This window comes from Rhodoferax sp. (assembly GCF_044236835.1).
In the GTDB taxonomy this organism is placed as follows: Bacteria; Pseudomonadota; Gammaproteobacteria; order Burkholderiales; family Burkholderiaceae_C; genus Allorhodoferax.
On record NZ_JBIIGC010000014.1, the window covers coordinates 1 to 25,289 of the forward strand.

25 protein-coding genes are annotated in these 25,289 nt (G+C 51.3%); all 25 read right to left on the reverse strand.

Going from position 1 to position 25,289, the window contains the following annotated elements; genetic code table 11:
• Nucleotides 1-99 precede the first annotated feature (99 nt).
• The 25 genes from ACILRC_RS10705 to ACILRC_RS10825 all read right to left on the reverse strand — a co-directional run bounded on the left by ACILRC_RS10705 (nucleotide 100) and on the right by ACILRC_RS10825 (nucleotide 25,202).
• Entirely contained in the window at nucleotides 100-534 is a 435-nt protein-coding gene (locus tag ACILRC_RS10705; protein WP_395669359.1) for an SDR family NAD(P)-dependent oxidoreductase, read from the reverse strand.
• On the reverse strand, nucleotides 534-1,013 hold the full coding sequence (locus ACILRC_RS10710; RefSeq protein ID WP_395669360.1) for a WbuC family cupin fold metalloprotein: 480 nt from the start codon (nucleotides 1,011-1,013) through the stop codon (nucleotides 534-536). The genes ACILRC_RS10705 and ACILRC_RS10710 overlap by 1 nt, the downstream gene beginning before the upstream one ends.
• Before the next feature lie 16 nt (nucleotides 1,014-1,029).
• Complete coding sequence (locus ACILRC_RS10715; RefSeq protein WP_395669361.1) at nucleotides 1,030-2,220, reverse strand: glycosyltransferase family 4 protein; 1,191 nt, start codon at nucleotides 2,218-2,220, stop codon at nucleotides 1,030-1,032.
• Between the two features lie 4 nt (nucleotides 2,221-2,224).
• A complete protein-coding gene (gene wecB, locus ACILRC_RS10720; RefSeq protein ID WP_395669362.1) occupies nucleotides 2,225-3,355 on the reverse strand; it encodes a non-hydrolyzing UDP-N-acetylglucosamine 2-epimerase in 1,131 nt (376 codons plus the stop codon).
• A 28-nt stretch (nucleotides 3,356-3,383) separates the two neighbouring features.
• Nucleotides 3,384-4,412 carry a polysaccharide biosynthesis protein gene (locus ACILRC_RS10725; protein ID WP_395669363.1) on the reverse strand — a complete coding sequence of 343 codons (1,029 nt, stop codon included), beginning with the start codon at nucleotides 4,410-4,412 and terminating at the stop codon, nucleotides 3,384-3,386.
• Between the two features lie 20 nt (nucleotides 4,413-4,432).
• Nucleotides 4,433-5,302, reverse strand: coding sequence for a dTDP-4-dehydrorhamnose reductase family protein (locus ACILRC_RS10730; protein WP_395669364.1), 870 nt, complete (start codon nucleotides 5,300-5,302; stop codon nucleotides 4,433-4,435).
• 70 nt (nucleotides 5,303-5,372) lie between these two features.
• A complete protein-coding gene (locus ACILRC_RS10735) occupies nucleotides 5,373-6,413 on the reverse strand; it encodes a glycosyltransferase (protein ID WP_395669365.1) in 1,041 nt (346 codons plus the stop codon).
• Nucleotides 6,410-7,132, reverse strand: coding sequence for a 2OG-Fe(II) oxygenase (locus ACILRC_RS10740; protein WP_395669366.1), 723 nt, complete (start codon nucleotides 7,130-7,132; stop codon nucleotides 6,410-6,412). The genes ACILRC_RS10735 and ACILRC_RS10740 overlap by 4 nt, the downstream gene beginning before the upstream one ends.
• A gap of 97 nt (nucleotides 7,133-7,229) precedes the next feature.
• A complete protein-coding gene (locus ACILRC_RS10745; RefSeq protein ID WP_395669367.1) occupies nucleotides 7,230-8,390 on the reverse strand; it encodes a hypothetical protein in 1,161 nt (386 codons plus the stop codon).
• A gap of 187 nt (nucleotides 8,391-8,577) precedes the next feature.
• Nucleotides 8,578-9,537: a glycosyltransferase family A protein gene (locus tag ACILRC_RS10750; protein ID WP_395669368.1), complete on the reverse strand. Its 960-nt coding sequence runs from the start codon at nucleotides 9,535-9,537 to the stop codon at nucleotides 8,578-8,580.
• Nucleotides 9,527-10,552, reverse strand: coding sequence for a glycosyltransferase family 10 domain-containing protein (locus ACILRC_RS10755; protein WP_395669369.1), 1,026 nt, complete (start codon nucleotides 10,550-10,552; stop codon nucleotides 9,527-9,529). Before ACILRC_RS10755 ends, ACILRC_RS10750 begins: the two co-directional genes overlap by 11 nt.
• Before the next feature lie 105 nt (nucleotides 10,553-10,657).
• Nucleotides 10,658-12,100: a lipopolysaccharide biosynthesis protein gene (locus ACILRC_RS10760; protein WP_395669370.1), complete on the reverse strand. Its 1,443-nt coding sequence runs from the start codon at nucleotides 12,098-12,100 to the stop codon at nucleotides 10,658-10,660.
• Nucleotides 12,094-13,191 carry an NAD-dependent epimerase/dehydratase family protein gene (locus tag ACILRC_RS10765; protein ID WP_395669371.1) on the reverse strand — a complete coding sequence of 366 codons (1,098 nt, stop codon included), beginning with the start codon at nucleotides 13,189-13,191 and terminating at the stop codon, nucleotides 12,094-12,096. The genes ACILRC_RS10760 and ACILRC_RS10765 overlap by 7 nt, the downstream gene beginning before the upstream one ends.
• The gene (locus ACILRC_RS10770; protein ID WP_395669372.1) at nucleotides 13,188-14,132 is read right to left on the reverse strand and encodes a transketolase family protein; all 945 of its coding nucleotides are present in this window, start codon (nucleotides 14,130-14,132) and stop codon (nucleotides 13,188-13,190) included. The genes ACILRC_RS10765 and ACILRC_RS10770 overlap by 4 nt, the downstream gene beginning before the upstream one ends.
• Complete coding sequence (locus tag ACILRC_RS10775; RefSeq protein ID WP_395669373.1) at nucleotides 14,129-14,959, reverse strand: transketolase; 831 nt, start codon at nucleotides 14,957-14,959, stop codon at nucleotides 14,129-14,131. Before ACILRC_RS10775 ends, ACILRC_RS10770 begins: the two co-directional genes overlap by 4 nt.
• Entirely contained in the window at nucleotides 14,959-16,311 is a 1,353-nt protein-coding gene (rfbH, locus tag ACILRC_RS10780) for a lipopolysaccharide biosynthesis protein RfbH (RefSeq protein WP_395669374.1), read from the reverse strand. The genes ACILRC_RS10775 and rfbH overlap by 1 nt, the downstream gene beginning before the upstream one ends.
• Nucleotides 16,308-17,375 carry a CDP-glucose 4,6-dehydratase gene (gene rfbG / locus ACILRC_RS10785; protein WP_395669375.1) on the reverse strand — a complete coding sequence of 356 codons (1,068 nt, stop codon included), beginning with the start codon at nucleotides 17,373-17,375 and terminating at the stop codon, nucleotides 16,308-16,310. The genes rfbH and rfbG overlap by 4 nt, the downstream gene beginning before the upstream one ends.
• Nucleotides 17,376-17,377: 2 nt before the next feature.
• Nucleotides 17,378-18,151 (reverse strand): glucose-1-phosphate cytidylyltransferase, encoded by a 774-nt coding sequence (rfbF, locus tag ACILRC_RS10790; protein WP_395669376.1) that lies wholly within the window; start codon nucleotides 18,149-18,151, stop codon nucleotides 17,378-17,380.
• Nucleotides 18,152-18,170: 19 nt separating this feature from the next.
• Nucleotides 18,171-19,166, reverse strand: a complete 996-nt coding sequence (locus ACILRC_RS10795) for an FAD-binding oxidoreductase (RefSeq protein ID WP_395669377.1) — start codon at nucleotides 19,164-19,166, stop codon at nucleotides 18,171-18,173.
• The gene (locus tag ACILRC_RS10800; RefSeq protein WP_395669378.1) at nucleotides 19,166-20,338 is read right to left on the reverse strand and encodes a DegT/DnrJ/EryC1/StrS family aminotransferase; all 1,173 of its coding nucleotides are present in this window, start codon (nucleotides 20,336-20,338) and stop codon (nucleotides 19,166-19,168) included. The genes ACILRC_RS10795 and ACILRC_RS10800 overlap by 1 nt, the downstream gene beginning before the upstream one ends.
• Before the next feature lie 81 nt (nucleotides 20,339-20,419).
• Nucleotides 20,420-21,361, reverse strand: a complete 942-nt coding sequence (locus tag ACILRC_RS10805) for an NAD-dependent epimerase/dehydratase family protein (protein WP_395669379.1) — start codon at nucleotides 21,359-21,361, stop codon at nucleotides 20,420-20,422.
• Nucleotides 21,354-22,226, reverse strand: coding sequence for an NAD-dependent epimerase/dehydratase family protein (locus tag ACILRC_RS10810; protein ID WP_395669380.1), 873 nt, complete (start codon nucleotides 22,224-22,226; stop codon nucleotides 21,354-21,356). Before ACILRC_RS10810 ends, ACILRC_RS10805 begins: the two co-directional genes overlap by 8 nt.
• 34 nt (nucleotides 22,227-22,260) lie before the next feature.
• Nucleotides 22,261-23,355: a GDP-mannose 4,6-dehydratase gene (gene gmd / locus ACILRC_RS10815; protein ID WP_395669381.1), complete on the reverse strand. Its 1,095-nt coding sequence runs from the start codon at nucleotides 23,353-23,355 to the stop codon at nucleotides 22,261-22,263.
• Nucleotides 23,356-23,364: 9 nt separating this feature from the next.
• Nucleotides 23,365-24,840 (reverse strand): mannose-1-phosphate guanylyltransferase/mannose-6-phosphate isomerase, encoded by a 1,476-nt coding sequence (locus ACILRC_RS10820; protein ID WP_395669382.1) that lies wholly within the window; start codon nucleotides 24,838-24,840, stop codon nucleotides 23,365-23,367.
• On the reverse strand, nucleotides 24,837-25,202 hold the full coding sequence (locus tag ACILRC_RS10825; protein WP_395669383.1) for a MarR family EPS-associated transcriptional regulator: 366 nt from the start codon (nucleotides 25,200-25,202) through the stop codon (nucleotides 24,837-24,839). Before ACILRC_RS10825 ends, ACILRC_RS10820 begins: the two co-directional genes overlap by 4 nt.
• Nucleotides 25,203-25,289: the final 87 nt, after the last annotated feature.

Below are 25,289 nucleotides of genomic sequence, written 5' to 3' on the forward strand. Positions count from 1 at the left end.
GCCATCCCGGACAGTTGGGATACGATTGCCACCGTCACTCAGGACACCAGCGCAGGGTGTCCGCCATCGCTTGGAATGCCGTCCGCGATGAACGTGGAATCACTGTCCGCCATCAATGGAATGCGCAGGCATGGGCGCCGGCTCGCCGTACACCATGGCCGACGAGCTGAACACCAACTTGCGTACGCCCGCGTGCGCCATGGCCTGTAGCAGCACCAAGCTACCGTGGACGTTGTTGTCGAAGTAACGCAGCGGCTGCGCCATGCTTTCGCCCACCGCCTTGAGCCCCGCAAAGTGCAGCACTGCGTCGAGGTTGCGCTCTGCAAACACGCGGTCCAGCAGTGCACGGTCGCGAATGTCGCCCTCTACAAAAACAGGCTCTCGCCCCGCCAACGTTGCCACCCGTTGCAAGGACACAGCGTCGCTGTTGCACAGGTTGTCCAGCACCACAACGTCCACCCCCGATTGCAGCAAGGCCAGAGTGGTGTGAATCCCAATGAAGCCGGTCCCTCCAGTGACCAGCACCCTTTTCATCAGGCGGCCCGCTCCCGCAGTGTCTTCAAGTACGCACCTGCGCTACTTGAGCCCTCCTCTGGCGCCCAAGCGGCGAGGTCTTTGGGTTGGGCGGGGTCGAACGGTCCAGCCTTCACTTCCAGCAACACACTGCCCGGTCGCAGGGCAAGCACGGTGTGCCAGGTGCTGGCTGGTACTTCTATGCCGGCGGCGAAGGCGGGGCCGTACTTTTCGGAGGCAAATCGCTGCACATGGGTCACTGCGCCCGCGTCATCAAAAGTCAGCAAGGCCATCTCGCCACGCACCGCCAGCAAAAACTCATCGCGGGGGTCGGTGGCATGCCGGTGCGGGCGGATGTAGCTGTCGGGCTCGATCGCGTTGAAAAGGCGCTGGCAGGGCTCCTGGTAGCTTTGGTGGATGCTGAGGTGTTGGCGACGCCGGGGGCTGACTTGGGCCTGCTCGGTCAGAGCGTTTAACGACAGGGCGGTAAAGATCTTCATGTAATGGTCCTGCAGTTCAAGTACCCAGAGCGGCAACGATCTGGCGCACCGATTGGCTGACCGCGAAGTCGCGTGCAAACAGCTCGCGGCAACGTGCCGACACATCCGCCTGCGGTTCATTGGCGGACATCAAGGCCGTCGCGTGTTGCACCAACTCTGCTAACTGGTTGCTTTCGCACACCTGCCCCACCCGCTCTTCGCGAATGGTGCGAGCAAGGTCATTGCCTGGGTTGACGTTGGCCAGTACAGGCAAGCCACATTGCATATAGGTCAAAAACTTGCCGGGAATGTTGTGGGACTTGTGCCGGTGGTCCAGCGCCACGATGCCAGCAAAGCATTGGGCGTACAGGTCGGGAATCTCATCGGGGTCAATCTCGTCGAAAAACAGGACGTTGTCTAACGACCGGTCAACCGCCAGCTGCTTGAGGCGGGACACATCGCTACCGCGCCCCACCAGCAAAAAACCCACGTCGGCCCGGCTGCGCATCTCTTGCGCCAAGTTCAACACCATGTCCATGCCCTGCGCCACGCCCATGTTGCCGGCGTACACCAACACCTTGCGTCCGCCCAGCGCCGTTTGGCTGATCCGGATGGGGCAGCGCACCAAGGCAGGCACCGCCAGCCAGTTTTGCAACACCTCCAAGCGGCGACCGGGCTTGCGCTGCCAGTGCGCAAAGTACCCGGTGTTGCCCGGCGTTTGCACGCCTATGACATCGGCCACCGCGTACTGGTAGCGCGCAATCGCGGAAAAAAATCTATACGGAAGCCCGCGGCCCATCAACCCCATGTCCAACGCCCAGTCGGGAAAAATGTCCCGCAAAATCAGGTAGCCCTTGCAACCACTGGCGTCCTTGAGAGCCCGCGCCAGTGGCCCGTGGAAGATGGACGGCGCGTACCACACCACCCCGTCCCAGCGCGTAGCGGCCAAGGGGCTCTTTCGGAGCTGCCGCAACATGGCAAAAGGCATGGCGCACTCGGCCAGAGTTCGGCGCACATAACCGATGTCTTTGGTGCGGGGAGACTTCAGTCGCAACACTTGCACACCGTCAAGCTCATCCAACACCCAAGGAACGCGCTGGTTTGGCTCGGGCAGCAGCACCGTCACGCTGTGGCCCTGCTTTGCAAACTCCCGCGACAAATCGCGCAACTGCACCGCACCCGAGGTGCGAAGGGGCGGGAAGGTGTCGGCAATCAGCGCGATTCGCATCGGCTCAATACTTCTTCCAAACCACCCGGTTCACATAGTCGGTGTAGCTGTGGATGATGCGCACTACCTTGTCACTGACGTTGGGCATGCTGTAGTCGGCGACCGGACGCAAAAGTCTGGAATCACCACGCGCTTGGCTCTCAAGTATCTTCAAACCTTGCAGAACACGTTCAACATTCAAGCCGACCATCATCACCGATGCTTCCTCAAACGCCTCATGTCGCTCTTGTGTCTCGCGCAAATTAAGTGCTGGGAAGTTCAGTATGGAAGACTCTTCACTAATGGTGCCGCTGTCAGATAAAACAGCTTTCGCCGAGCACTGCAAACTGACATAGTCAGTAAAGCCCATAGGCTTCATGAGCTTGACATTCGCATGGAAACCCACACCCATAGCTTGAACACGCTTTTGGGTTCGTGGATGGGTTGAAACAACGACTGGGAGTTGAAATTGCTCTGCCAAAGAATTCAACAACATAACCAAAAGCGGAAAGTTAACATCTGAATCGATGTTTTCCTCACGATGGGAACTGACCAAAAAAAATTTTTCCGGTTCTAGTCCCAGCGCGTGTAAGGCACCAGAGTTCGCTATGCCATCCCGGTAATACGCAAGAACCTCAGCCATTGGGCTACCGGTCTTGATTATCAAGTCCGCGGGTAAACCCTCGCGAAGAAGTGCTTCGCGCGCTATGTCGCTGTAAGTCAAATTTACATCAGCAGTATGGTCAACTATGCGACGATTCGTTTCCTCGGGGACGCGCATGTCAAAGCAACGGTTACCTGCCTCCATATGAAAGATGGGTATCTTGCGCCGCTTAGCTGGAATCACAGAAAGACAACTATTGGTGTCTCCAAGCACTAGCAACGCATCAGGCTTTTCAGATACAAGAATCGAGTCAATCTTTCCTATAACGTTACCAATTGTTTCCGCAGCGCTTGGGCCTGCAGCATTTAGAAAGTGGTCCGGCTTTCTAATTGACAAATCATCGAAAAAAATCTGATTAAGTTCGTAGTCGTAATTTTGACCGGTATGCACAATCACGTGCTGACAAAACTGATCCAACTTTGCCATCACACGCGACAGTCGAATGATTTCCGGGCGCGTGCCCACGACTGTCATAACCTTTAGTTTCTTCATGATATAGAACCCAGAGTAATCAACAGATCTATTCTTCTGGCTCAACGTGTTCACCAGCAACCTGCGCCTGAACAAACCTTAGCTTCATTAACAAAGCACGCATCCCCTCGACGTCAAGGCGAGTAGTGTTATGGGAGTTATAGTCGACAGCTTCTGATATCTTCAATTCGCCGTACTCTACATATTTTCCGTAGTTCAAATCACGCAAATCAGGTGGTACACAAAAATAGTTACCCAGATCCTTCGCAGCAACCATTTCTTCGCGACTTAAAAGGGCTTCATACAACTTCTCCCCATGCCGAGTTCCAATTACATTGATCGGGTGACCAGGCACAGCCAGTAAATCACACAACGCCGAGGCCAACGTGAAAATCGTTGCAGCTGGGGCCTTCTGCACAAAAATATCGCCTGCATTGCCATGCTCAAACGCATACAACACCAGGTCCACCGCATCATCTAATGTCATCATGAATCGAGTCATGTTTGGGTCAGTAATTGTGATGGCTTGACCAGACCGAATTTGCTTGGTGAACAAGGGAATCACAGAACCGCGCGACGCCATCACATTCCCATACCTGGTCGCACATATAACAGTCTCAGCGGCAGAACGAGACTTTGCAACGATCACTTTTTCCATCATCGCCTTGCTTATTCCCATCGCGTTGATGGGGTAGACGGCCTTGTCAGTACTTAGACAGACCACGCGGCGTACTCCACAGTTGATGGCCGCCTCAAGCACATTTTCCGTTCCGATGACGTTGGTTTTCACAGCCTCCATGGGATGAAACTCGCATGAGGGTACTTGCTTCAAGGCGGCCGCATGGAAAATAAAGTCGACACCTCGCACCGCATTGATGACAGATTGATAATCTCTTACATCACCAATGTAAAACTTAAGCTTGGAATGATTAAACTTCTTCCGCATATCATCCTGCTTCTTCTCATCGCGACTTAGGATGCGAATCTCAGATAAATCCGAATCTAGGAAACGTCTTAAAACGGCGTTTCCAAAAGATCCAGTCCCGCCGGTGATTAGCAGTTTTTTGGTAGAAAACATATCTTTAAAAATTTTACTGACTATTTGAAGGCATGCATACGCTTAACCAACACTTCCCAGGTTTCAGGCTGAAATCCAGTAGCAGCCCTGAAACGCTGCGAGTCAAGTGATCGATCAATAATCAAACTCTCATCAGGAACAATTTCAATGTCCTTTTGATAAACACTTCGAATCAAGCAAAGGAGATCGAACTTACTAATTGGAGTGGCTGACAAGTGATATAGGCCTCGCAGATGAGGGTTAGGAATAACATGGTCGCAAATGATGCGAGCAATTTCAACAGTAGGAAGGCCTGAAAAAATGGCATTCTTGTACCCACTTACCTTTCGGTCTTGCGACAAAAACCAATCAACTAAACTTCGGGCGCCTGCCAGTTCGTGCCCGATAATTGATGTTCTCAACGTAATCGCATTTGGGTAATCTACTTCACCCAGCAGTTTGCTACGTCCGTACAGATCCTGCGCATCGGGTGATTCATCCTCAGTATAGCTCCCACGAGTACCAGAGAAAACACAATCAGTACTCATATGTACCAAACGTGCATTTGCCACCGCTGACAACTGAGCTAAACGATGAGGGAGCAACGCATTGATAGGGAGTGCATGAAGTGTGTCGTTTGCCGCAGCAAGCTGTTTAACCACACCAATGCAGTTTATAACTAATTCAGGCCTGGTCTGCGCGAGCATACGGATCAGGCTATCCATATCCTCGACATCTATTCCGGCAAAGAGTTGCGCTGTCGGAGCCATGCGTTGAACCAAATCAGCACTCTTCCGATCACGCACTGTACCAAATACTTCATGCAAGGTCTCTCTGGCGAAGAAACGAAGTACTGCGTTGCCAAGCATACCGCTAGCGCCGAGAATAACTATTCGCTTGCTTTTCGTCATATGCATTTCCAATAGATCTTAAACTGGCAGCAGACCAGTCAACAGAACTCCTGACTGAAAAAGAATAACGTCATGAATTAGAACTGAGCAAAGTGCTCAAAAACAAAGACGCACTAACTGGCTCCACGACCGACTCCCGATGGCCCAAGAAGCGTCTGACGGCACGAGCAATAGACACTGGCGCATATGGATCAAAGGTTTCAATAGGCTCACACACATCACGTACGAAGTCTAACTCGGACGCGACAATTCTCAAACCTAGCTCGCGAGCTTCCAAAAGTGGCAAACCAAAAGATTCGCTGACAGATGGAAAGATCAGGGCATTAGAGTGAACGTACTCTGCAACAAGAGCTTCATGTGGCAACTGTCCCAGATTTGAAACACGTAAATCGTACCTCTCAATCATCGAATGAATCCAAGCCAGCAATGACGAGTCGCGCCGTGAAAGCGTCAGAGCCAAAGTAGGAAAAACATTCTGCTTGGCGAGGATCACCCAAGCTTCAATAAGTCGTCTGTGATTCTTGTGTCCTTCCCCATCCGCAACGTAAATGAAATCCCTCTGCGGCGCACCGGGTGCATTCGCAGACGCCACAGGCATTAAAAATGGCAAAACATGAACCTCTACTGACTCATCACCGTACCATTTTTTTAGAGACTGCGCCATAGACGGAGTCTGAACCCAGTAACTAGCACAACGACGCCGGAACACATAAGCAACAAACTGCTCAAACCTAATGCGCTGCCGTGTCTTCCACGAAAATGCGTCCAGTTGCACCATGCCAAAATGGTTTCTGTTTTGTTGGAAGACAAGAATCTCACCTTCGTTCGGAAACAGCGGCGGCAGGCCATGAAAGCAAAGAACCCTGTCACCATGTGCTGAAAACTGAGCCAATGTCATTTCCGCCACGAAACGGGAACCTACATTTGGTCTAACCCACCTTACAGAAGCCCCGGGCGGCAGATTTAAGCGGTCGCGCGCACGCGAGTCAAGCCATGCTACCAATTGCAAATCCGCAGGCCAAGCTTCGAGCAGAAAGTCCAACAGGACAGCACCACCACCGGTGTGTACATTGGGTGCATACAACAACAGTCTTCCTCTCGGAGCGTTCATAGATCCTCTCCCCGATAAACATCCTTCTTTCCGAACCCAGCCGGAACAAACCTACGTATCAATTGGCGTACGCGCCTGTCAGCCCCGGCAAGCAACCTATGGAAAGGTTGATCAGGCCACGAGCTGAACGAAGTTACATTGAAGTAGTCCTCACCAGTCGGAGAATCAGTAGCGAAATAATAATTCGAAACACATCTCCGAATATCTGCCGTTATAACCCGACTGACAGAATGCCATGATGTCGGAGTGGTTTCCATAACGACAAGCCGATTAAATTGGCTGATGATCGTTGCACTGTGACGAACGCTCTTATCCCAAAGTTCTAGATTTCCTCCATTTTCCAGACTCCAATCCGGCGAGACATAATATAAAACATTCAGAGTTCTATAAAGTGTACGCGAACTGTCGTGAGAGTTGTCAATGTGGGGGCCAAGAAAATGCCCACGAGTCATGGCACTCAATCCTCCTGCATAGAGGCTTGGATCGGCAATTTGCCCTTTAATACCCGTAATATTCTCAATCATCTTCAAGACCGGAGAGGCCTGAATTGCATAAGTGATATCTCTCATAAGAGGGTGAAAGTCATCAAAGCTTTTCGAAGTAAATTTTCTTTCGCGAAAACTGCTCATCAGACGCATCGACCCAGTATCAGGGAATACTTCGGATATTCTCTTTGCAACATCATTTGGCAACAAGTCGTCAACAACAAAATACCGCACGCCAATCTCCTCAAATGACTGAAGAAATTGCCGACTTAAGGCCTTCGCTGATGCACCCAATCGGGTAGCAATCAAGTTTGCGAAATCATCGCCATCACTAGTTTGCATAATTCGAACCAAGTATCCATCTTTTCCGGAGTAAAATGAACCTTACAATGAAAATACAAGCAACAAATACATTCAAATAGTACAAAAACATTATTTGTCCTAGGAACAAGAAAAGTACCGAAAGAAATAAGTACAACCCTGAAAAGCCATGCCAACCAGCAACGACAACCAAACGGTCATAGAAAAATTGGGCAAGCAAAAGCAATGACGCAACCCACACGGCGGGCAAATAATAATCAAGCAATGAGCTCCCGGAGATAATAATGCTTGGAATCAAGCTCAAACCAATTCCATAGGAAGTACCCGAGAGATCCAGCCCATAAACCACACCGGCAGTGTTGCTACAAACCTCACCAAAGCCAAGTACGTATCTCAGAATATTCGAGCACTCCTCGTTACCACGAAGCTGACCGACCAGGACGATCTGCTGCGCACCCGATAGGCGTCCGCTCATTAGATCCAACGAACTCACGATCTCCACAAACGAAATATTGGTTAATGAATACTGCAGCACTGCAAGCAAGTTATGTGTACCGCCATCAAAAGTCAGATCCCTTGATGTAGTCACAACAAACCACACAAAAAGCATAGAAAAACATGATGAAAAAACGTAAAATAATCTTCCAGCCCTAAAATAATGAAATGCCAACAATACTAATGGCAATAAGCCAACGAACCTACTTGCGGCGGCTACGCCTGCAATAATCGAGTATATAAGTACAGCGACAAAAACTTTCCCACTGGCCTTGGATCGATTCAGCAGCAGGACTAGTAAAATGGGGACAATGTATGCACGGAAGTAATGAAAGGCGCCTGAGAGGCGATAAGGCAGTTCGCCGGGGAGACCTGTAACGCCGACTTTGCTATTGTATAGAGGATAATATATCAAAATCATTAAGAAAACAAAAAAAACCAAGCCCGCGTCCCGATCTTTGGAGTTTGATCTTGATTTATTGGCAATGCGCAACTTAAAATCGCTTTCATTTGCAGCGAACGAGTGCCTCCAGTTTTTTCGCAATGCAATACGAACTGTAAATGTAACTAAAAATATAACGATACAAATAAAGTAGCTATTCGAATAGTACATGATCAGAGCATCTAGACTGAAATCATATGAACGTACCGCGCTCCATCCAAAGGTGGAGTACATATCCCGGTTTGCCATAAAGATGATTGGATTCACGATGTCCGAGACAACAAGTAAGCATGCAAACAGAAAAATAGCGGTACTCCCATGCGATCTGTATCTAAGTGCGATACTGATGAAAAAAAGTGACGCAATTCCCGAAAGAACACTTACGTAAAACAATTTCAAATTCCTGAAAATTTACATTCGATCATCGTATAACATATCTGACTAGCTTATACCAGCATCGTATCCAAAAATCGATACGCGTTGTTGCCAAACGCCATGTCCTTGCACGTATAAACTTTTCAACCACTGCATATCGTTTGCCGACACGTTTATTCAACGGAAGCTGCTCTAACCAGCGCCTCCAATACGTAAAGCGATAGTCCATCAGGATGTCAGCGCGTCTGCTCAGACCTATGTTGGACTGAACGTATCGCATCAAGCTCAGCCGATTCGCCACATGCTCGTAACCGCTATCGTTGGATTCGTGAATGCGATAGTAGAAGTTGCAAGCAGCCGTCCACAGTATTGGTCCACGTTTTAGCAACTCACATAGAAAGGACACATCGCAGTGTTTCCCCCCCTTTGCATATTCCATCGCCATACCTTTCAGATAACTTGCTTGGTACATATAGCCTGAAAATGGCGCTGGATTTCGTGGGCCAATAGAGAAGTATGGTTCAATTAGCTCCAAAGCACTATTCAGGCGTATCTGCCCGGTGAAGCCTCCCATAACTTTGCCATGCGTTAGGAATGATCCACGCATGATGTGAGCGTTGCAAGCAACAGCCACGACGTCGCAGTTTTGTGCAGCTAACTGCACCATATCAGAAACGTAGTTTGGCGCAAAAACATCGTCGTCATGAAACATCACCAAAAACTCCTCATCGGCATTCTCGATGATCGCATTGAAGTGATCAATTGCCGGCAGGTTGGGACGTCTTCTAAGTACTTTCACTTGAGGAAAGTCTTTGTACATCATGTCAACCACATCTTCTGTTGAAGAATTGTCAGACAAAACAACAGTGAGATTTTTATATGTCTGCGCCAACGCGGATGTGACTGCTTCGCGACATAAGCTTACCCTGTCTCTTGATAGAATATACAATTCCACCCTGGGTTCCATGTTGGATGCCATTCGACTCTGATCCATACTAAAGTTCATTGAGGATGATGTTCTCAATTGAATTTGTGTACTTTTTGAAACTCTCTGAATTCATAAAATTTTTCGCGGCATGTCTGTATGCCTCGCGTGCGTCGACCGATAAACTTGATGCGTATCTCCAAGCTTCGCACCAAGTGCGATATTCGCGGGCGTTAATCATGCATTCCTTGGGTATGTATTCATGTATATCAGGCGCTCCATAGTAAATTGGTATGGCACCAGAATAAAAACAATCGAATATCTTCTCCGTAACATAACCATTCATCTGCATGTTCTCTAAACAAAGAACAAAATCATAACCCGCCATCACCTGATACTTCGATTCACATGCTCCTTTATATATCTTCATAATATTTCTGTAGTTCTTGTAGTATGGTGGCCACATGGAACTTCGACTCCACCACTGGCTCCAACCCACACCATAAAGATCAATACAGTTAAAACGAGTTAACTCCGCCATAGCATTAATTCGCTCGCTATACAACTCGGACTTTTTCCCCCACGCCTTGTGATTTCCATTCACAACTACTATCTTGTTGCGTCGATCACGACATGACCAGTATTTTTCAATCACACCATGGTCCGGCATCGGCCAGTAGAGCTTTCTTAACTTTTTTGCATCTACGTCGATCAATGAATATCCATCGCCCTCAACATTGTGAACATAAACCCAGTCAAAATATTCTGTGATGCGGGGCAGTTGCGCGTAAATATGTGGGGCAATCATCGGCGACTCCATCACAACAAATGCCTTGCGGTTTACATTCTTGCTCTCACTTAACAATTCATAGCGAGACGTGATTCCCAAAGAGAAATAGTCAGCCTCATCGTTTTCTCCCATTTTTTCTAAAAAATCAGCGGTGTTCATGCTGATGTTTTTACGCGCCGCGGATTTTTTGGCACGCCAAAACGGAAGCAGTTGGTTGTCTCTGTTCAACTTTGCATCGTCTAGTTGAAACAACTTATCATTTAAGAAAACTTGATAAGACGGGTCAATGAAGATATGTTTAGTCATTTGGTGTTCTCGTCGTTTTTTTGTTTTCTAGATTGGCATACATCACATCAAATCCATCTCATGATCGCTCTACACCGCGCTTGCCATAGTCAGACTCCATGCTGTCTATCCGTTTTTTCCATTCTGCGATCTTCCCAACAGATCGTGCCGCATAAAAAACGCGAAAGCCATCCAGACCATAAATACCAACAGGCTTGCCAGCAGTGCCTCCAATGTGGTCTTAACTGGGAGCTTTGCTAGTAATTGCAGAACCACTACTGCAGCCGCAAATAAACCAAGTGCTTGCGCTGTCAGCCTGCCCCCATCCAGGTGGGTATGCTTATCGAGACGTAGCCCGGTCCACCACAGCATCAGTGCCACCAATATGCAGCCACACGCTGCAAATACTGGGGCCGCTGCAATGCCAGCATCAAAAAAGACAATCGCACAAGTCAAACCAAATGCGGCCGCTACAGCCCCTAGCGCATTCGGCAAGATTAGACTGCGTGTAGACATGTGCTGATGTGAGTGCAAAACATAGATGCCAATCACCATTCGGCCGAATTCGGCAAAGCAACCCAGCAGGACATAGTTGCCGACTTCGTGGTACTGCGGGCCCAACATTACCCTAGGAAGCAAGCTGGATGTTGCAATCAGCGCGCTACATCCGAGCAGTGCAGCTGGAATCATGCGCGCAGCGTAGGCGGCCCACGCGGCGTTGCGTTCAGAGGGGTTTTCGCTATTGACCGAGCGATAAAACCGAGGCTGAAACCAGGTGGTCAGTATCGTTTCACCAGCCGATAAAAACGCGGCAGCCACACTGTAGCCTGCAGCAAACAGGCCAAACTCCTCCAGGCCAAAGCGGTCTGCCAAAACAAAACGGTAGCCCTGCATATGAGCCCACTGCAACCCCACAGCAATCGATATAGGCCAACAGAAATGCAGCAACCGATACCGCTGCGATGCAGATGGATAGGGTATCCACTGAGCGGCGCGATAGTTCTTAAAAAAGACCCAGTACGCCAGCCCCGCCAACAACGCTTGGCCCGCTACTGTGCCAGCCACCCATTGCTCGGCAGACGCCCCGATCCATGTGCAAAAAACATACGAGAGTAGCAACGAGGTGGCCAGTGTGCTGACGTTTAGAACCGTAAATGACAGGCCCCTGCCCAACATGTTAAGTGAGGGAACCAGCGTCTGAATGGCGATGCCAAAAACCAAAGAACCACCAACCAGCGCCAAGCTCCAAGCCCATGACAAACCCATCAGGTCAAGCCCTGCCATCGACAAGCCCACCAAAGAGAGTGTGGCCAAACAGGCAACCAGCAGGATATACAAGCTATACCAATGCAGGTAAGTGCGGCAGCGACCGTCAGCAAACCAGGCGTGCAGCCTGCGGTTGACAAACATTCCAACTGGATTGACCAGAAACATGGCAAAGAATGCCACGCTGGTGGTTATGAGGGCAACTCGCCCCAACTGCGTCGGCACCAGCATGCTGGTCATGAGCTTAACGCTCAAAAACATGATTGCAAACTGAGCCAGTCGCCCCAGCAGGGTTACTAACATCTGGCCCCTTGGGCATCAGAGAGGGCACTCAACACTCCATATTGGCGGTACCAGCGAGCAGTGCGTCGTAGCGCTTCGTCGAGTGACATAGGGACTGGCAGTTCGAGTTCAGTCTGAATACGCTGGCTAGCTGGCACGTAGTGTTGCGGGATCTGGCCGGGTTGAGGCATGCGCAGCGCGCGAACTTGCGCAGCGCCAGATGTAAGCAAGTTTGATACCCGATTGGCCAGCTCCAGCAAAGAAACAGACTCTTCTGCACCGACGTTATAGGCCCGAGCTGACTGCCCGCGCAGCAACACAGCCCAGAGCCAGGCAGCCATATCTGACGCGTACAAGTAGCTGCGGTGGGCGGTACCGTCCCCTTGCAAAACGATGTCCTCACCCTGCAGCGCAGAGCGCAGAAAATTGCCAATTGCAAAGTGCTTATCAAGTGGAAGATGGGGGCCGACCACAGCAAAAATCCGTGCGATTTTTACCGCTAGCCCAGCATGCGCTGATTGCGTCGCCCACCACTCGGACACGCGTTTTCCTTCTGCATATGCTGAGTCTGCACTCAAGGGATCTGGTCCCCCCAAGTGGGTCTCGGGCACATGGGTCATACTTGGTGGAATGGGGCCATACACCGCGCCTGAGCTTACCAATAGCAGCTCTCGGGCGCCGCTTTTGCGCGCTAGTTCCAGAACCCGACGCGTACCTTCCAGACAAACGGAAAACAACTCTCGGGGTGAAGACTGTGCAACCACATCGGTGGCTGCGTGCAAGATCACATCATAAGAAGCGTTGCCTGCATCGAAATCTCTCACATCACCAGTGATCCAGGCCACTTGGTCCGCCATTTGAGGCCAGGCATGAACAAAGGCTTCGGGATGGCGGCTCAAGACAGTAACTTCGCAGTTCAGACCCAAGGCTTCATTGGCGTGCAGCAGGGTAGCCAGCAACCATTTGCCGACAAAACCGGTTCCGCCAGTAACAAACACGCGGCGGTTGGTAAGCAATCGCCATGAGGCTACGCCGACCAGGCCATGACAACGCTCCAAGTCCTCTGTCGGAATGTTTAGGGGGCCGACACCGTCAGCACGAGCTGGCATCATGGCGGACGGGTCGTCCCTTGAGGAGCGGCAAGCGATCTACAAAAATCAGATACCTTGGCCAACACCGTCCCCGGATCAAGTCCATGCTCTTTCAGCAGGTACTCGTAGCTGCCGCAATACGTGGAAAATCGATCAGGAACACCAACACGCAAGACTCGCTGCGGTAGGTGCTCGCTCAATATCTCTGTCACTGCAGCACCGAGCCCACCCAAAACCGAATGTTCCTCCAGCGTAACCACACCGGAAGAAGCATGAGCAGCAGCACACACCTCTGAAGCCAGCAAGGGCTTAAGTACCGGCACGCTCCAAACCGTCAGGCCAAGTGTCTTGCCGATCGACAGCGCGGTGCTGACCATAGCACCCGTGGCAATCAGGCAAGGCCCGCATATATCTCCGGAATGAACCTTCAACATGATCCCAGGTTGCAATTCGCTCATCGGACCAATGTGTACATCGCCACGATCTGACTTACCCATGCGCAAGTAAATCGGGCCTTTGGCGGCATAGGCGTAATCCATGCACGCCGCCATTTCGAACCGATCGGCCGGTGAAAGCACACAAAGACCAGGTATTGACCTAGTGCAGGCGATGTCTTCGGTGGACTGGTGACTGGTGCCGAGGTGGCTGTAGACAAAACCAGCGCCATCGCCAAGCAGCACCACTGGCAAATCGTCGTGTGCAATATCGAGCTTGATTTGCTCCACTGTTCGCACTGGAATGAAGGCAGCAAGCCCATAAACAAAGGGGCGAAACCCGACTCGCGCCAACCCGGCGGCCATGCCAACCATGTTTTGCTCTGCGATTCCGGCATTCACATATTGGTCAGGACACTGCTTGCGGAACTCGTCAAATAGTGCGTACCCATGGTCTCCGGTCAGCAGCAGCACTTTGGAGTCTGCCAATGCCAATCGCACAAGAGAGTTGGAAAATGCTTCTCTCATTTGGAACCTCTAAAGGGCGCCAAGGCTGCAACTGCCTGCACAAAGGTGTCTGCATTTAGCCGGGTGTAATGCCAGCGATTGTCCGACTCCATAAACGGCACACCCTTTCCTTTGACGGTGCGGGCAATCAGGGCCTTGGGTTTGCCGGGCGATGTCGCCCAGAGGTGTCGGATTGCGGCATCTATTGCCGCCTCGTTGTGCCCTTCGACCTCAAGTGTTTCAAATCCAAAACTGGCGAACTTTGCAGACAGGTCACCCAGCGCCAGTACATCATCTGTCGTGCCCATGGCTTGGAAACCATTCTTGTCAACAATGACCATCAACTGATCCAGCTTGTGATGCGCCGCAATTAGAGCGCCTTCCCAGATGGGGCCTTCGTTGAGCTCACCGTCCCCAACCACTGCGTACACCTTTTGGTCGGTGCCTTGGCGCTGCAGACCCAAGGCAATGCCAACGCCCACCGAGAAACCATGGCCCAATGAACCCGACGTGACCTCAAGGCCTGGTACACGAGAGTCTGAAAGGCCTTTAAGGTCGCTCCCGTCTTTGAAGTAGCCCTGTATATCAATGTCGTTGAGCCAGCCCAACTCCCGCATGCACGCATACTGCGCCATAACTCCGTGGCCTTTGCTCAGTACTAAGTAGTCGCGTCCGTCCGCACGGGGGTCGTTATCGGGGTACCGCAAGTGGCAGCGGTACAGCACTGTCAGCAACTCAATGATCGAAAAGGCGCAGGCGATGTGCACGGTAGAACCGGCATACGCCATTTCGAGCACTGTCCGGCGCATCCGCGCGGGATCAAAACGTCGGTTGCTTTCGTTGTCCATTAAAAACTCACACCAAAAAAATCTTCCAAGCGCGCCACAACATAGTCCAGTTGCGCCTCCCCCAACCCCGGATAAGTCCCCAACCAAAAGGTCTGGTTCATCACCACATCGGTGTGGGTCAGCGCGCCACTCACACGGAAGTTACGCCCCGCCATATACGGCTGCTTGGTCAGGTTGCCCGCAAACAGCAGGCGGGTGCCTATCTTGTTTTGGTCTAGGTAATTGATCAGGTCGGTGCGCAGAATACCGCTGCTTTCTTTGAGCACCAGCGGAAAGCCAAACCACGATGGCTCGGTGTTGGGTGTGGGCTCTGGCAGGTGCAGAAACTCGGCGCAACTTTGCAAGCGGTCTTTGAGGTAGCTGAAGTTGGCGCGCCGCTTGGCGATGAATTCCTCCAGTCGGTCCATCTGCGCCAGCGCGCAGGCGGCTTGCATGTCGGTGATCTTGAGGTTGTAGCCCAGGTGGCTATAGGTGTACTTGTGGTCGTAGCCGTCTGGCAGGTCACCGCCCAATTCCTTTTTGGTCCAGCAAAAGCGCTTGTCGCAGGTGTTGTCTTTGCCCGGTGGGCAGTAGCAGTCACGGCCCCAGTCGCGAAAGGACTCTGCAATTTGCTTGAGCTCGCTGTGGTTGGTAAACACCACGCCGCCCTCGCCCATGGTGATGTGGTGCGCCGGGTAAAAGCTCAGGGTGGCAATGTCGCCAAACGTGCCCACCATTTGCCCTTTGTAGGTGGCGCCCAGTGCGTCGCAGCAGTCTTCCACTAACCACAAATTGTGTTTCTTGCACAGCGCGGTTACAACGTCCAAGTTGAACGGGTTGCCCAGGCTGTGGGCCAGCATGATGGCTTTGGTCTTGGGACCGATGGCGGCTTCAATCAAGCTGGCGTTGATGTTGTGGGTGGCCAAGTCCACATCCACAAACACCGGAACTGCACCAAACTGCAAGATGGGGTTGACCGTGGTGGGAAAGCCAGCCGCCACGCCAATGACTTCGTCGCCGGGTTGGATGGCGCGGTCGCCCAGCTTGGGGCTGGTCAACGCCGAAAACGCAACCAGGTTGGCCGACGACCCCGAGTTGACGGTCAGCACATGCTTGACACCCAGGAACTTGGCCATACGCTCTTCAAACAGGGCGTTGAAGCGGCCCGTGGTGAGCCAGCCATCCAAGGATGCCTCTACCATCAGCTGAAGTTCTTTGGTGCCTATGACCTTGCCCGAAACGGGCACTGCAGACTGACCGGGTACAAACGGGACTGGCGCATAAGCAATCTCAGCGTATTGCTGCACCAGCTCGCTGATTTGGATGCGCAGCTTGTCTAGCTTGGGGTTGAAAGCAACGGTTGAAGTGGTCATGGTTGGGGCTGGTGTTGGTATTGGCTGATTTGATTCAAGCACAGTGCATGCATGTCTTGACCGCGGAGCCAGGCTCGGTGCCACTCGGTGATGTGGGCGAGTGCTGTGCCAAGCGACCAACGCGGCGCCCAGTGCAGGCGCTGCTTGGCTTTGGAGATGTCGAGCTTCAGGTAGTTCGCCTCATGCGGGTGCTTGCCTGGCTGCTGCTGCCAACTTGCGCCCTGCCCCCAGGCTTGGCACAGTTGCTCAACGATCCATTGCACAGGGCGGGCGTCTTCGTCTTTGGGGCCAAAGTTCCAACCTTCAGCAAAGGCTTGGCCTTGCTCGTGCAGCTTTTCTGCCAATAGCAAGTAGCCAGATAAAGGCTCCAGCACGTGCTGCCACGGGCGCGTGGCGTGTGGGTTGCGGATTTGCACCGGCTGGCCTTTTTCCAGGGCAAGCAGGGTGTCGGGCACCAGGCGATCCAGAGCCCAATCTCCTCCGCCAATTACATTGCCCGCTCTCGCCGTGGCCATGGCAATGCCGGCGTCTGCTAGAAATGACTTGCGGTAGGCGCTGCTGACGAGCTCTGCACAGCCTTTGCTGCTGGAGTAGGGGTCGTGGCCGCCCATGGCTTCGTCTTCGCGGTAGCCCCACACCCATTCACGGTTGTCGTAGCACTTGTCGGTGGTGACGTTGACGATGGCACGCACCGAGCCCGCATGGCGAGCCGCTTCGAGCACATGCACCGTGCCCATGACGTTGGTGACGTAAGTCTCTACGGGTTGCTGGTACGACAAGCGCACCAAGGGCTGGGCGGCCATATGGATGACGATCTCGGGCTGAAAGTCTTTGACCAAGTGGGCAATGGCGCCTGAGTCGCGAACGTCGGCTATGCAGCTATCCATGCCTTTGGCTACTTGGACCACGTCAAACAAGGCGGGCGTGGTGGGTGGTGCCAGCGCAATGCCGCGCAACTCTGCTCCCATAGCCTGCAGCCACAAGCTGAGCCAACTGCCTTTGAAGCCAGTGTGCCCCGTCACAAGCACTCTACGGCCCTGCCAAAACTCGGGGCGGGTTTGCATAATCAGTCCCACTTCTTCCAGGGTGCTGTGTCGGTGGCCCACATTTTTTCCAGAGTGGTTTTATCGTGCAGGGTGTCCATGGGCTGCCAAAACCCATGGTGTTGAAACGCCATCAGCTCGCCCTGCTCGGCCAACCGGATCAGCGGCTCTTGCTCCCAGATCGTGTGATCTCCTTCCAAAAGCGACAACACTTTGGGCGCCAGCACAAAAAATCCGCCATTAATCAGCGCGCCGTCGCCCCGCGGCTTTTCTTTGAAGCTGCGCACTTGCCCGGCATGAATATCAAGCGCACCAAACCGGCCTGGCGGATACGTGGCAGTTAGGGTAGCGGCCTTGCCGTGGCTGGCATGGAAGGCGATGCTGGCGGCAATATCGTTGTCACCAACACCGTCGCCGTACGTGAAGCAAAACGCCTCTTCGTCTTTGACGTAATCCGCCACGCGGCGCAAGCGCCCGCCAGTCATCGAGTGGTCGCCGGTATCCACCAAAGTAACTTTCCATGGCTCGGCCCGCTTCTCATGAACATGCATGGCGTTGGCTTGCATATCAAAGGTGACATCCGACATGTGCAGAAAGTAATTCGCAAAGTACTCTTTAATGAGATAGCCCTTGTAGCCACAGCACACGATGAAATCGTTGATGCCGTGGTGCGAATACATCTTCATGATGTGCCACAAAATGGGTTTACCCCCAATCTCCACCATGGGCTTGGGGCGGGTGGCGGTTTCTTCGCTGAGCCGGGTGCCGAGACCACCGGCCAGAATGACAGCTTTCAAGGGAGTGCTCCTTGTTGAATCAGTGGGTGCCCGACCGCACGAACGCGTCGGAGTAAAAGCGGGTAGCGGGCAAGCCCGCCTCGACCAGTCGCGCCTCGGCGCTATGAATCATGGCGTCGGACCCGCACGCATAGACCGCAGCGCTAGAAAGGTCTGGAGCGCGAGCCAGCAAGATATCTTGCACATACCCAGTCGCACTAGTCCAAGAGGCCGGTGCCCGTGACAGAACAGGAATGTACGTGAAGCTGCCTGCAATACTTGAGATGTCGAGGTACAAATCTGCTTGCTGGCGCCCACCCCAGACGACGGTAACTGACTTGGGCTGCTGGTCTGCAGGTTGGCCTGCGATGGACTCCAAGATGGCCTTCACCGGCGCAATGCCTGTGCCAGTCGCCAAAAAAGTAAGCTCTACACCTACCGCATCGCGCAGGAAAAAAGTACCTAATGGCCCGTTCAAGCGCAACAGATCATTGGGCCGGGCACGTTCAAACCAGTACGCACTCATAACACCGCCCCCCACCGCCCTGACATGCAGCTCCAACATCTTGTTGGCTGGCGTGGCGCTAGCAAGCGAATAGCTGCGGCGCACGCCTTGGGGCCCAATGACGTCGATGTATTGGCCGGGCAAGTAATCGAACTCTGCGGTGGGTGGCAAGCGAAGCTTGACCTCCATGACGTCGTTGGCCAAGCGCCGGAGCGAATCGATGCGACAGGGCAGTGTTTTGGCGGGGGGTAAGCTCCATGCTCCTAGGTCGTCCACCTCAAGCGTGACATCAGATTGCGCGGAGCGCACACAACCTAGCACCCATCCCTGCGCTTTTTCTTCGTTGGTCAAGCCGAGTTCCGGTTGCAGGGCAATAGTGCTTCCGGCCAGTACTTTGCACTTGCAACTGCTGCAACGACCAGTCTTGCAGCTGTAAGGTAAAGTAACCTTCGCCTTGCTGGCCGCATCAAGAATCGACACCCCGGCTTCGGAGGAGAACTCGATACCACTAGTGAGTCGGATCGCGACCATTAGAGGCTGAGTTCGCCAAGCGCATCGAACGCTTCCGGGAGGGGGAAATGGTGGTTGCCGATGAAGAGCCCATTTTTGTCGACATGCTCTGCGTTCTTCAAAACACCATGTATCTGGTAGTCAAAAAACTTAACCACCTCATTTTTTGCGAAGTTGCCTGTAACGATCGGTCGGCATTCGAAGCCCAGTGCATCCAGCTTATCTAGAAGGTCCTTCCTGGTGAAAGCACTTCCTGGCTTAACAACCAGACTGAACCCAAACCAGCTGCTTTCGCCTATCTCCTTCTGAATAAGAAGGTCGGGATGCTGCGCCAAGACCTCCTGTAGCAATCGACCATTCTTGCGCCGCTCTGCAATAAGGTGCGGTAAGCGCTTTACCTGCTCAACGCCAAGCGCACCCTCAAGCTCCAAGGGGCGCACGTTGTAACCTGGCAAAACAAATCTGAAGGATTCCTCAAATGGGTCATCACTTTTAGTGCCACAAACATGGTTGTGCTTCGGAAGGTTGCGGGTCCAACCATGCGCTCTCAAAGACAGCAAGATGTGATACAACTCCTCATCATCAGTAACAATAAGTCCACCCTCCATGGTGGAAATATGGTGACTAAAAAATGAACTAAAGCCGCCCATTACGCCAAAAGTACCTGCATGCTTACCTTCGAACTTAGCCCCCATGGATTCGCAGTTATCTTCTAACAAGACGATATCGCGACCATTCAGAATGCTCTGTATGCGGTGAAAATCGTTGGGGTTTCCAAGCAAGTTGACCGCCATAATAGCCCGAGTTCTATCTGATACCGCGTCTGCAAGTTGGTCGAGGTCGTAATTGAGGGTATAAAGGTCAATATCGACAAACTTAATTTTAAGACCGTACTGGTATAGCGGATAGTAGGTGGTACTCCAAGAAACCGCTGGAACAATCACTTCGTCGCCACGCTGGAGTTTTAGCCTGCTGTTCTTGGTGTAAAAAAGTGCTGCGACCATTAACAAGATGGCAGACGAGCCGGAGTTTACCATGACGCAGTACTTGGAACCAACATAATGTGCGAAATCGTGTTCAAAATGTTGAACATTAGCACCCATTGTAAACATACCAGACGAGATTACTCTCTGCATAGCGTCTTGCTCTTCCTGCCCCCAAGTAGCAGTCGCCAAAGGGAATCTAACACCCATACTCAATCTCCAGTTATATACTTAACAAGCCCAGCATCAACAAACAATTCACCACAAAGCAGAATCACAATACAAAAAAAATCAGTCCTTAGGACCAGTGTAGTCAACATTGATTCCTCTAATCAAGTTATCCGGGTTAAGCAAATAACGATAGGTTTCCTGTATTCCTTCATACAATGTCTTACAACGAAAATTGGGCATTACAGCCTGCAGTCGCTCAATTGAAACATCTTTTCGATACTGACCATCCACTTTGGATTCATCAAAAACAATCCTCAAATGAGGCTTTCCGCAGGCGCGAACTGCAATTTCAGCCATCTCCCTGATAGTATAAACCTCCGGTGTAGCGACATTTACTGATTCAGCTATCTGGTTATCGAGGTAATGCACAATAACCTTAACAAGATCCGCTGCGTCCATGAACTGCCTTATTGGCCGACCAGTCCCAAATAGAATGATTTCATCGTCGGAGTTGCGTATCTTGCGCATTAAATCAGAAAGGAAATGACTGTGGCCTTCATCAAACTTGTCATACTTTCCGTAAAGATTGCAAGGAACTAAATAGTTATAGCTTGTCCCATACTGCCTGTTATATGCATCAATTTGTACAGCAAGGGCTCTCTTTGAATATGCATAGGAAAAAACTGTTTGCGTCGGCGGCCCCTTATGCAGATCATTTTCAGAAAGCGGATAGCGATCTAGACTGTCCGGATAAATACAGGTACTTAGCATCCCTATAAACTTTTCTACGCCGTGAATCCTTGCATGCTTGAGCACGAACGTATTCATCAGCAGATTCTCTTCAAAATATTGAACTGGGTATCGCAAGTGATCATAGATGCCGGCGACTCGCCCTGCAAGATGCACGACCGCATCAGGTTTATGATCACTGTACATGCGAATTACGTCCTCTTCCCTTCTTAGATCGTAGTCGGATGACCGAGGGTAAATAGCATTTGGAAGGATTTCTCGCAATGTCTGTCCAACGAGCCCAGAACCACCAGTGACGAGAATCTTAGCCATACATCGCCTCCATCTTCCGAAATGTTTCCGTGAGTCCCCTTTCGAGTTCATATACAGGAGCCCAACCCGTAACTTCTTTCAACAGCGTAATGTCAGCCTCAAAAACCGGGTGTCCAGTAGAAGCCAAGTTTAACCTGTCGATTGAAATTCCAGATAGGCGCTCCAAAAGCTCCACAATCTCAAGTATCGAATGCTTCTTTCCGGATGCGAGATTCACTGTGCCTTCGAACGTCGAATCGAGAAGACGCACCACTGCCTCAGCAACATCCACAGTGTAAATGAAGTCTCGTACTGCCTCTGTGTTCTGGACTGCTGCCTTTTTGTTGAGTATCAAGCCTTCAACCAACTGATTGACCACATCAGGTCGCCCAAGCGCAGTTGTTGGCCCGTATATATTGGTTAATCTCGCAACAATATTAGGAACATCTTGATGGAACCTCGCCACTTCCTCGGCAAGATACTTACTAAAGATATAGTCGTTTTGATAGGGACTGATTTGCTGATCTTCGGATACTGGAAGAGTCATTGTGTCACGATCGTAAAGAAGGATGCTTGTGAAAGAAATCAACTTCTTGATCTTGTACTTTCGCAAAGTATTGAAGACAATCTTCAAAGGCAAAACATTCTTTTCAATTGCAAGTAAGTTTCCACAATTAAGCTGATGATGGTTGGAGCTTCCAATCATCATGATAACTTTGTCAAACTCAAGCCCCCCAAGTGCATGGTCCAGGTCATTGACGGTTGGGCAGCAAATGTGCTCGCACGCAACATTAGGCCGGGTTCGCCCCACGGACACAATGTCGGGATACTTAGAAAGAATCTCCGGGCCGAGGAAGCCGCTCCCACCTAAAAGCACTGTTTTCATTGCGATCTCTCAGATTTATTATCTATATTGAAATTCAGTTCAGAGAAATAGAATCAACGACTGAATGGCCATACTTTTTAAGTAAAACATTCCGACGGGCCTGATCAAGATCGTGCGTCACCATCTCCTTGCACATTTCCTGTGCCGTGATTTCAGGCACCCAACCCAGCTTTTCCTTCGCCTTAGAGGGGTCACCCAGCAGGGTTTCAACCTCTGTTGGGCGAAAATAGCGGGGATCGATCTGGACGATTAGCTTATCATTCCAATATGCCCGCTCTTCAATACCCCGGCCTTCCCAACGAAGCACCATGCCCAGTGCTTCCGCTGTCCAGTTAATGAACTGGCGAACAGAATACTGCAATCCGGTGGCGATCACGAAGTCTTCAGGCTGGTCTTGCTGCAACATCAGCCATTGCATCCGAACATAATCCTTTGCATGCCCCCAGTCGCGCATCGCGTCGATGTTGCCCATGTACAGACAATCATCTAGTCCTTGATTTATATTGGACAAGCCACGTGTGATTTTTCGTGTAACAAACGTTTCACCACGTCGAGGGCTTTCGTGATTAAACAAAATTCCGTTGCACGCATAAATTCCGTAAGCTTCACGATAATTGACGCATATCCAATACGCATACAATTTAGCTACCGCATACGGGCTGCGTGGATAAAATGGCGTGGTTTCTTTCTGTGGTGTTTCTTGCACCAGCCCATAAAGCTCCGACGTACTAGCTTGGTAGAAGCGAGTCTTTTTCTCTAGCCCCAAAATACGAATTGCCTCCAAGAGTCGAAGAGTGCCCATGGCATCTACGTCGGCGGTGTACTCAGGGCTTTCGAAACTCACTGCAACGTGGCTTTGTGCGCCCAAGTTATAGATCTCATCTGGCTGAGTTTCCTGAACGATACGAATTAGATTCGATGAGTCACTAAGATCGCCATAATGAAGCTTTATGCGAGCATTACTTACATGCGGATCCTGAAAAATGTGATCGATACGATTTGTGTTGAAGCTAGACGCACGGCGCTTGATTCCGTGCACTAGGTACCCTTTTTCCAAAAGGAATTCTGCTAGGTAGGATCCGTCCTGACCAGTAATGCCTGTGATTAGTGCAACTTTATCGTTTTTCATAGTCAAATTTTATTCAGTTTTAACGTTTGCTCTGCCGTATGTATCTTTATATCTAAAAATATCATCTTCACCCAAATAGGATCCTGACTGCACTTCGATGATTTCCAGAGGAATGGTGCCAGGGTTTGCCAGTCGGTGGATTTGACCGAGTGGAATGTAAGTGGACTGGTTCTCCGTCAATGTCAATACTTGATCACCATTGGTGATTTCAGCCGTACCCGTGACAACGATCCAATGTTCGGCACGGTGATGGTGCTTTTGCAAACTCAGGCTAGCTTTTGGCTTAACTTGGATGCGCTTAACTTTAAAACGGCCACCCTCATCGAGAATGTCGTACCAGCCCCAAGGCCGATGCACCTTGCGGTGTAGACACCGCTCGTCGCGTTTGCTAGAACTCAGCGCGTCAACAATATGTTTAACGTCTTGGCTGCATTTTCTGTCAGAAACCAAGACCGCGTCCGGGGTCTCAATAACTACCAAATCACTCACTCCCACTAGACTAACGAGACGACTCGTCGCATGCACCAGTGTGTTGTAGCTGTCTGTGGTAATCACGTCACCCAAGTGGGCATTGCCCTGTGCATCTTTGGGCAGTACGCCCCAAACCGCGTCCCATGCGCCTAGGTCGCTCCAGCCCGCGTCCAAGGGCACCATCTTGATAGGAAATGCACTGCCGGGACAATGCTCCATCACCGCATAGTCAACTGATTTGCTCGGAATAGCAGCAAATTCTGATTTACCAGGGCGAACGAACAGAGCGTCGGCGGTGCGCGTGTCCCACGCCATCTGCGTTGCTTGGTAAATTTCCGGCGCAAAAACCTGAAGCGCCTTCAGCCATACCGAGGCCTTGAGCACAAACATCCCCGCGTTCCAAAAATAGCCTCCGGTTTCCAAATAACACTGGGCAGTGGCAGCATCTGGCTTTTCGACAAAGGCATGGACCGTGGATAGCTCTGCCAGACCGCACTTTGCATACGCACTTCCTGATACCAATGTTTGAATGTAGCCATATCCAGTTTCAGGACGGTCAGGTTGTATGCCCAAAATCACCACGCTCCCGGTGGACGCTTCCACAATCGCCTGCCGCAAGGCCTTGGTGAACTCCACTTGATTAGCTATGGTCTGGTCTGCGGGCGTCACCGCGAGCACGGGATCTTCGCCAGCCTCCATGGCGGCAAGTGCTGCAATGGTCAATGCAGGCCCGGTATTGCGGCCTACCGGCTCAAGCAGGGCGCGGCCAAGCGGCAGACCAATCTCTCGCAGCTGCTCCGTCGCCAGAAAACGGTGCTCTTCGCCCGTCACAATGAGCGGCGCGGAAACCTCCATATCGCTACTGCTCAACAGTGAAAGCCTTTTCGTAGCTTGCTGAAACAGGCTCTCCACGCCGGTCAGACATAAAAACTGCTTAGGGAACCCAGTACGCGACAACGGCCACAAACGAGTACCTGACCCACCACACAAGATAACAGGGGTAACGTGGATCATGCTTTTGTCACCCGAGCTTTGCCTGACCCATCGGCCTCCACCCTCAACAACTCAATCTCCGCCTTCAATGCTTCATACTCATCCAACTTGCGTTTGAGAAAATGGCTGGTCAGTGCCACTTTTTCTGCAATACCTTTAGGTGTAAGCAGATAAACGTACTTAAATTTGTTTTTGCTCTTCTGAAAATTCCCCATCTTGACAAAACCCTTGTCGATCAAAGCCTTCAAACAGTAATTCAACCCGCCCACACTCATACCCAATTTATCCGCCAGCTCACGCTGGGTAATGTCCGGGTTGTCTTGCAGGATGCGCATGATCCGAAAGTGCGTGTCTTCTTGGATCTTGGCTTGGCGGCTGGTCATGTGGGGTGTCGGGGTGCTTAGGTTTTGTTTGAGTTCGAACTGTACCGCAGCCCAGCAGTCTGTTCGAAGCTTGAACAAAAAAATTTG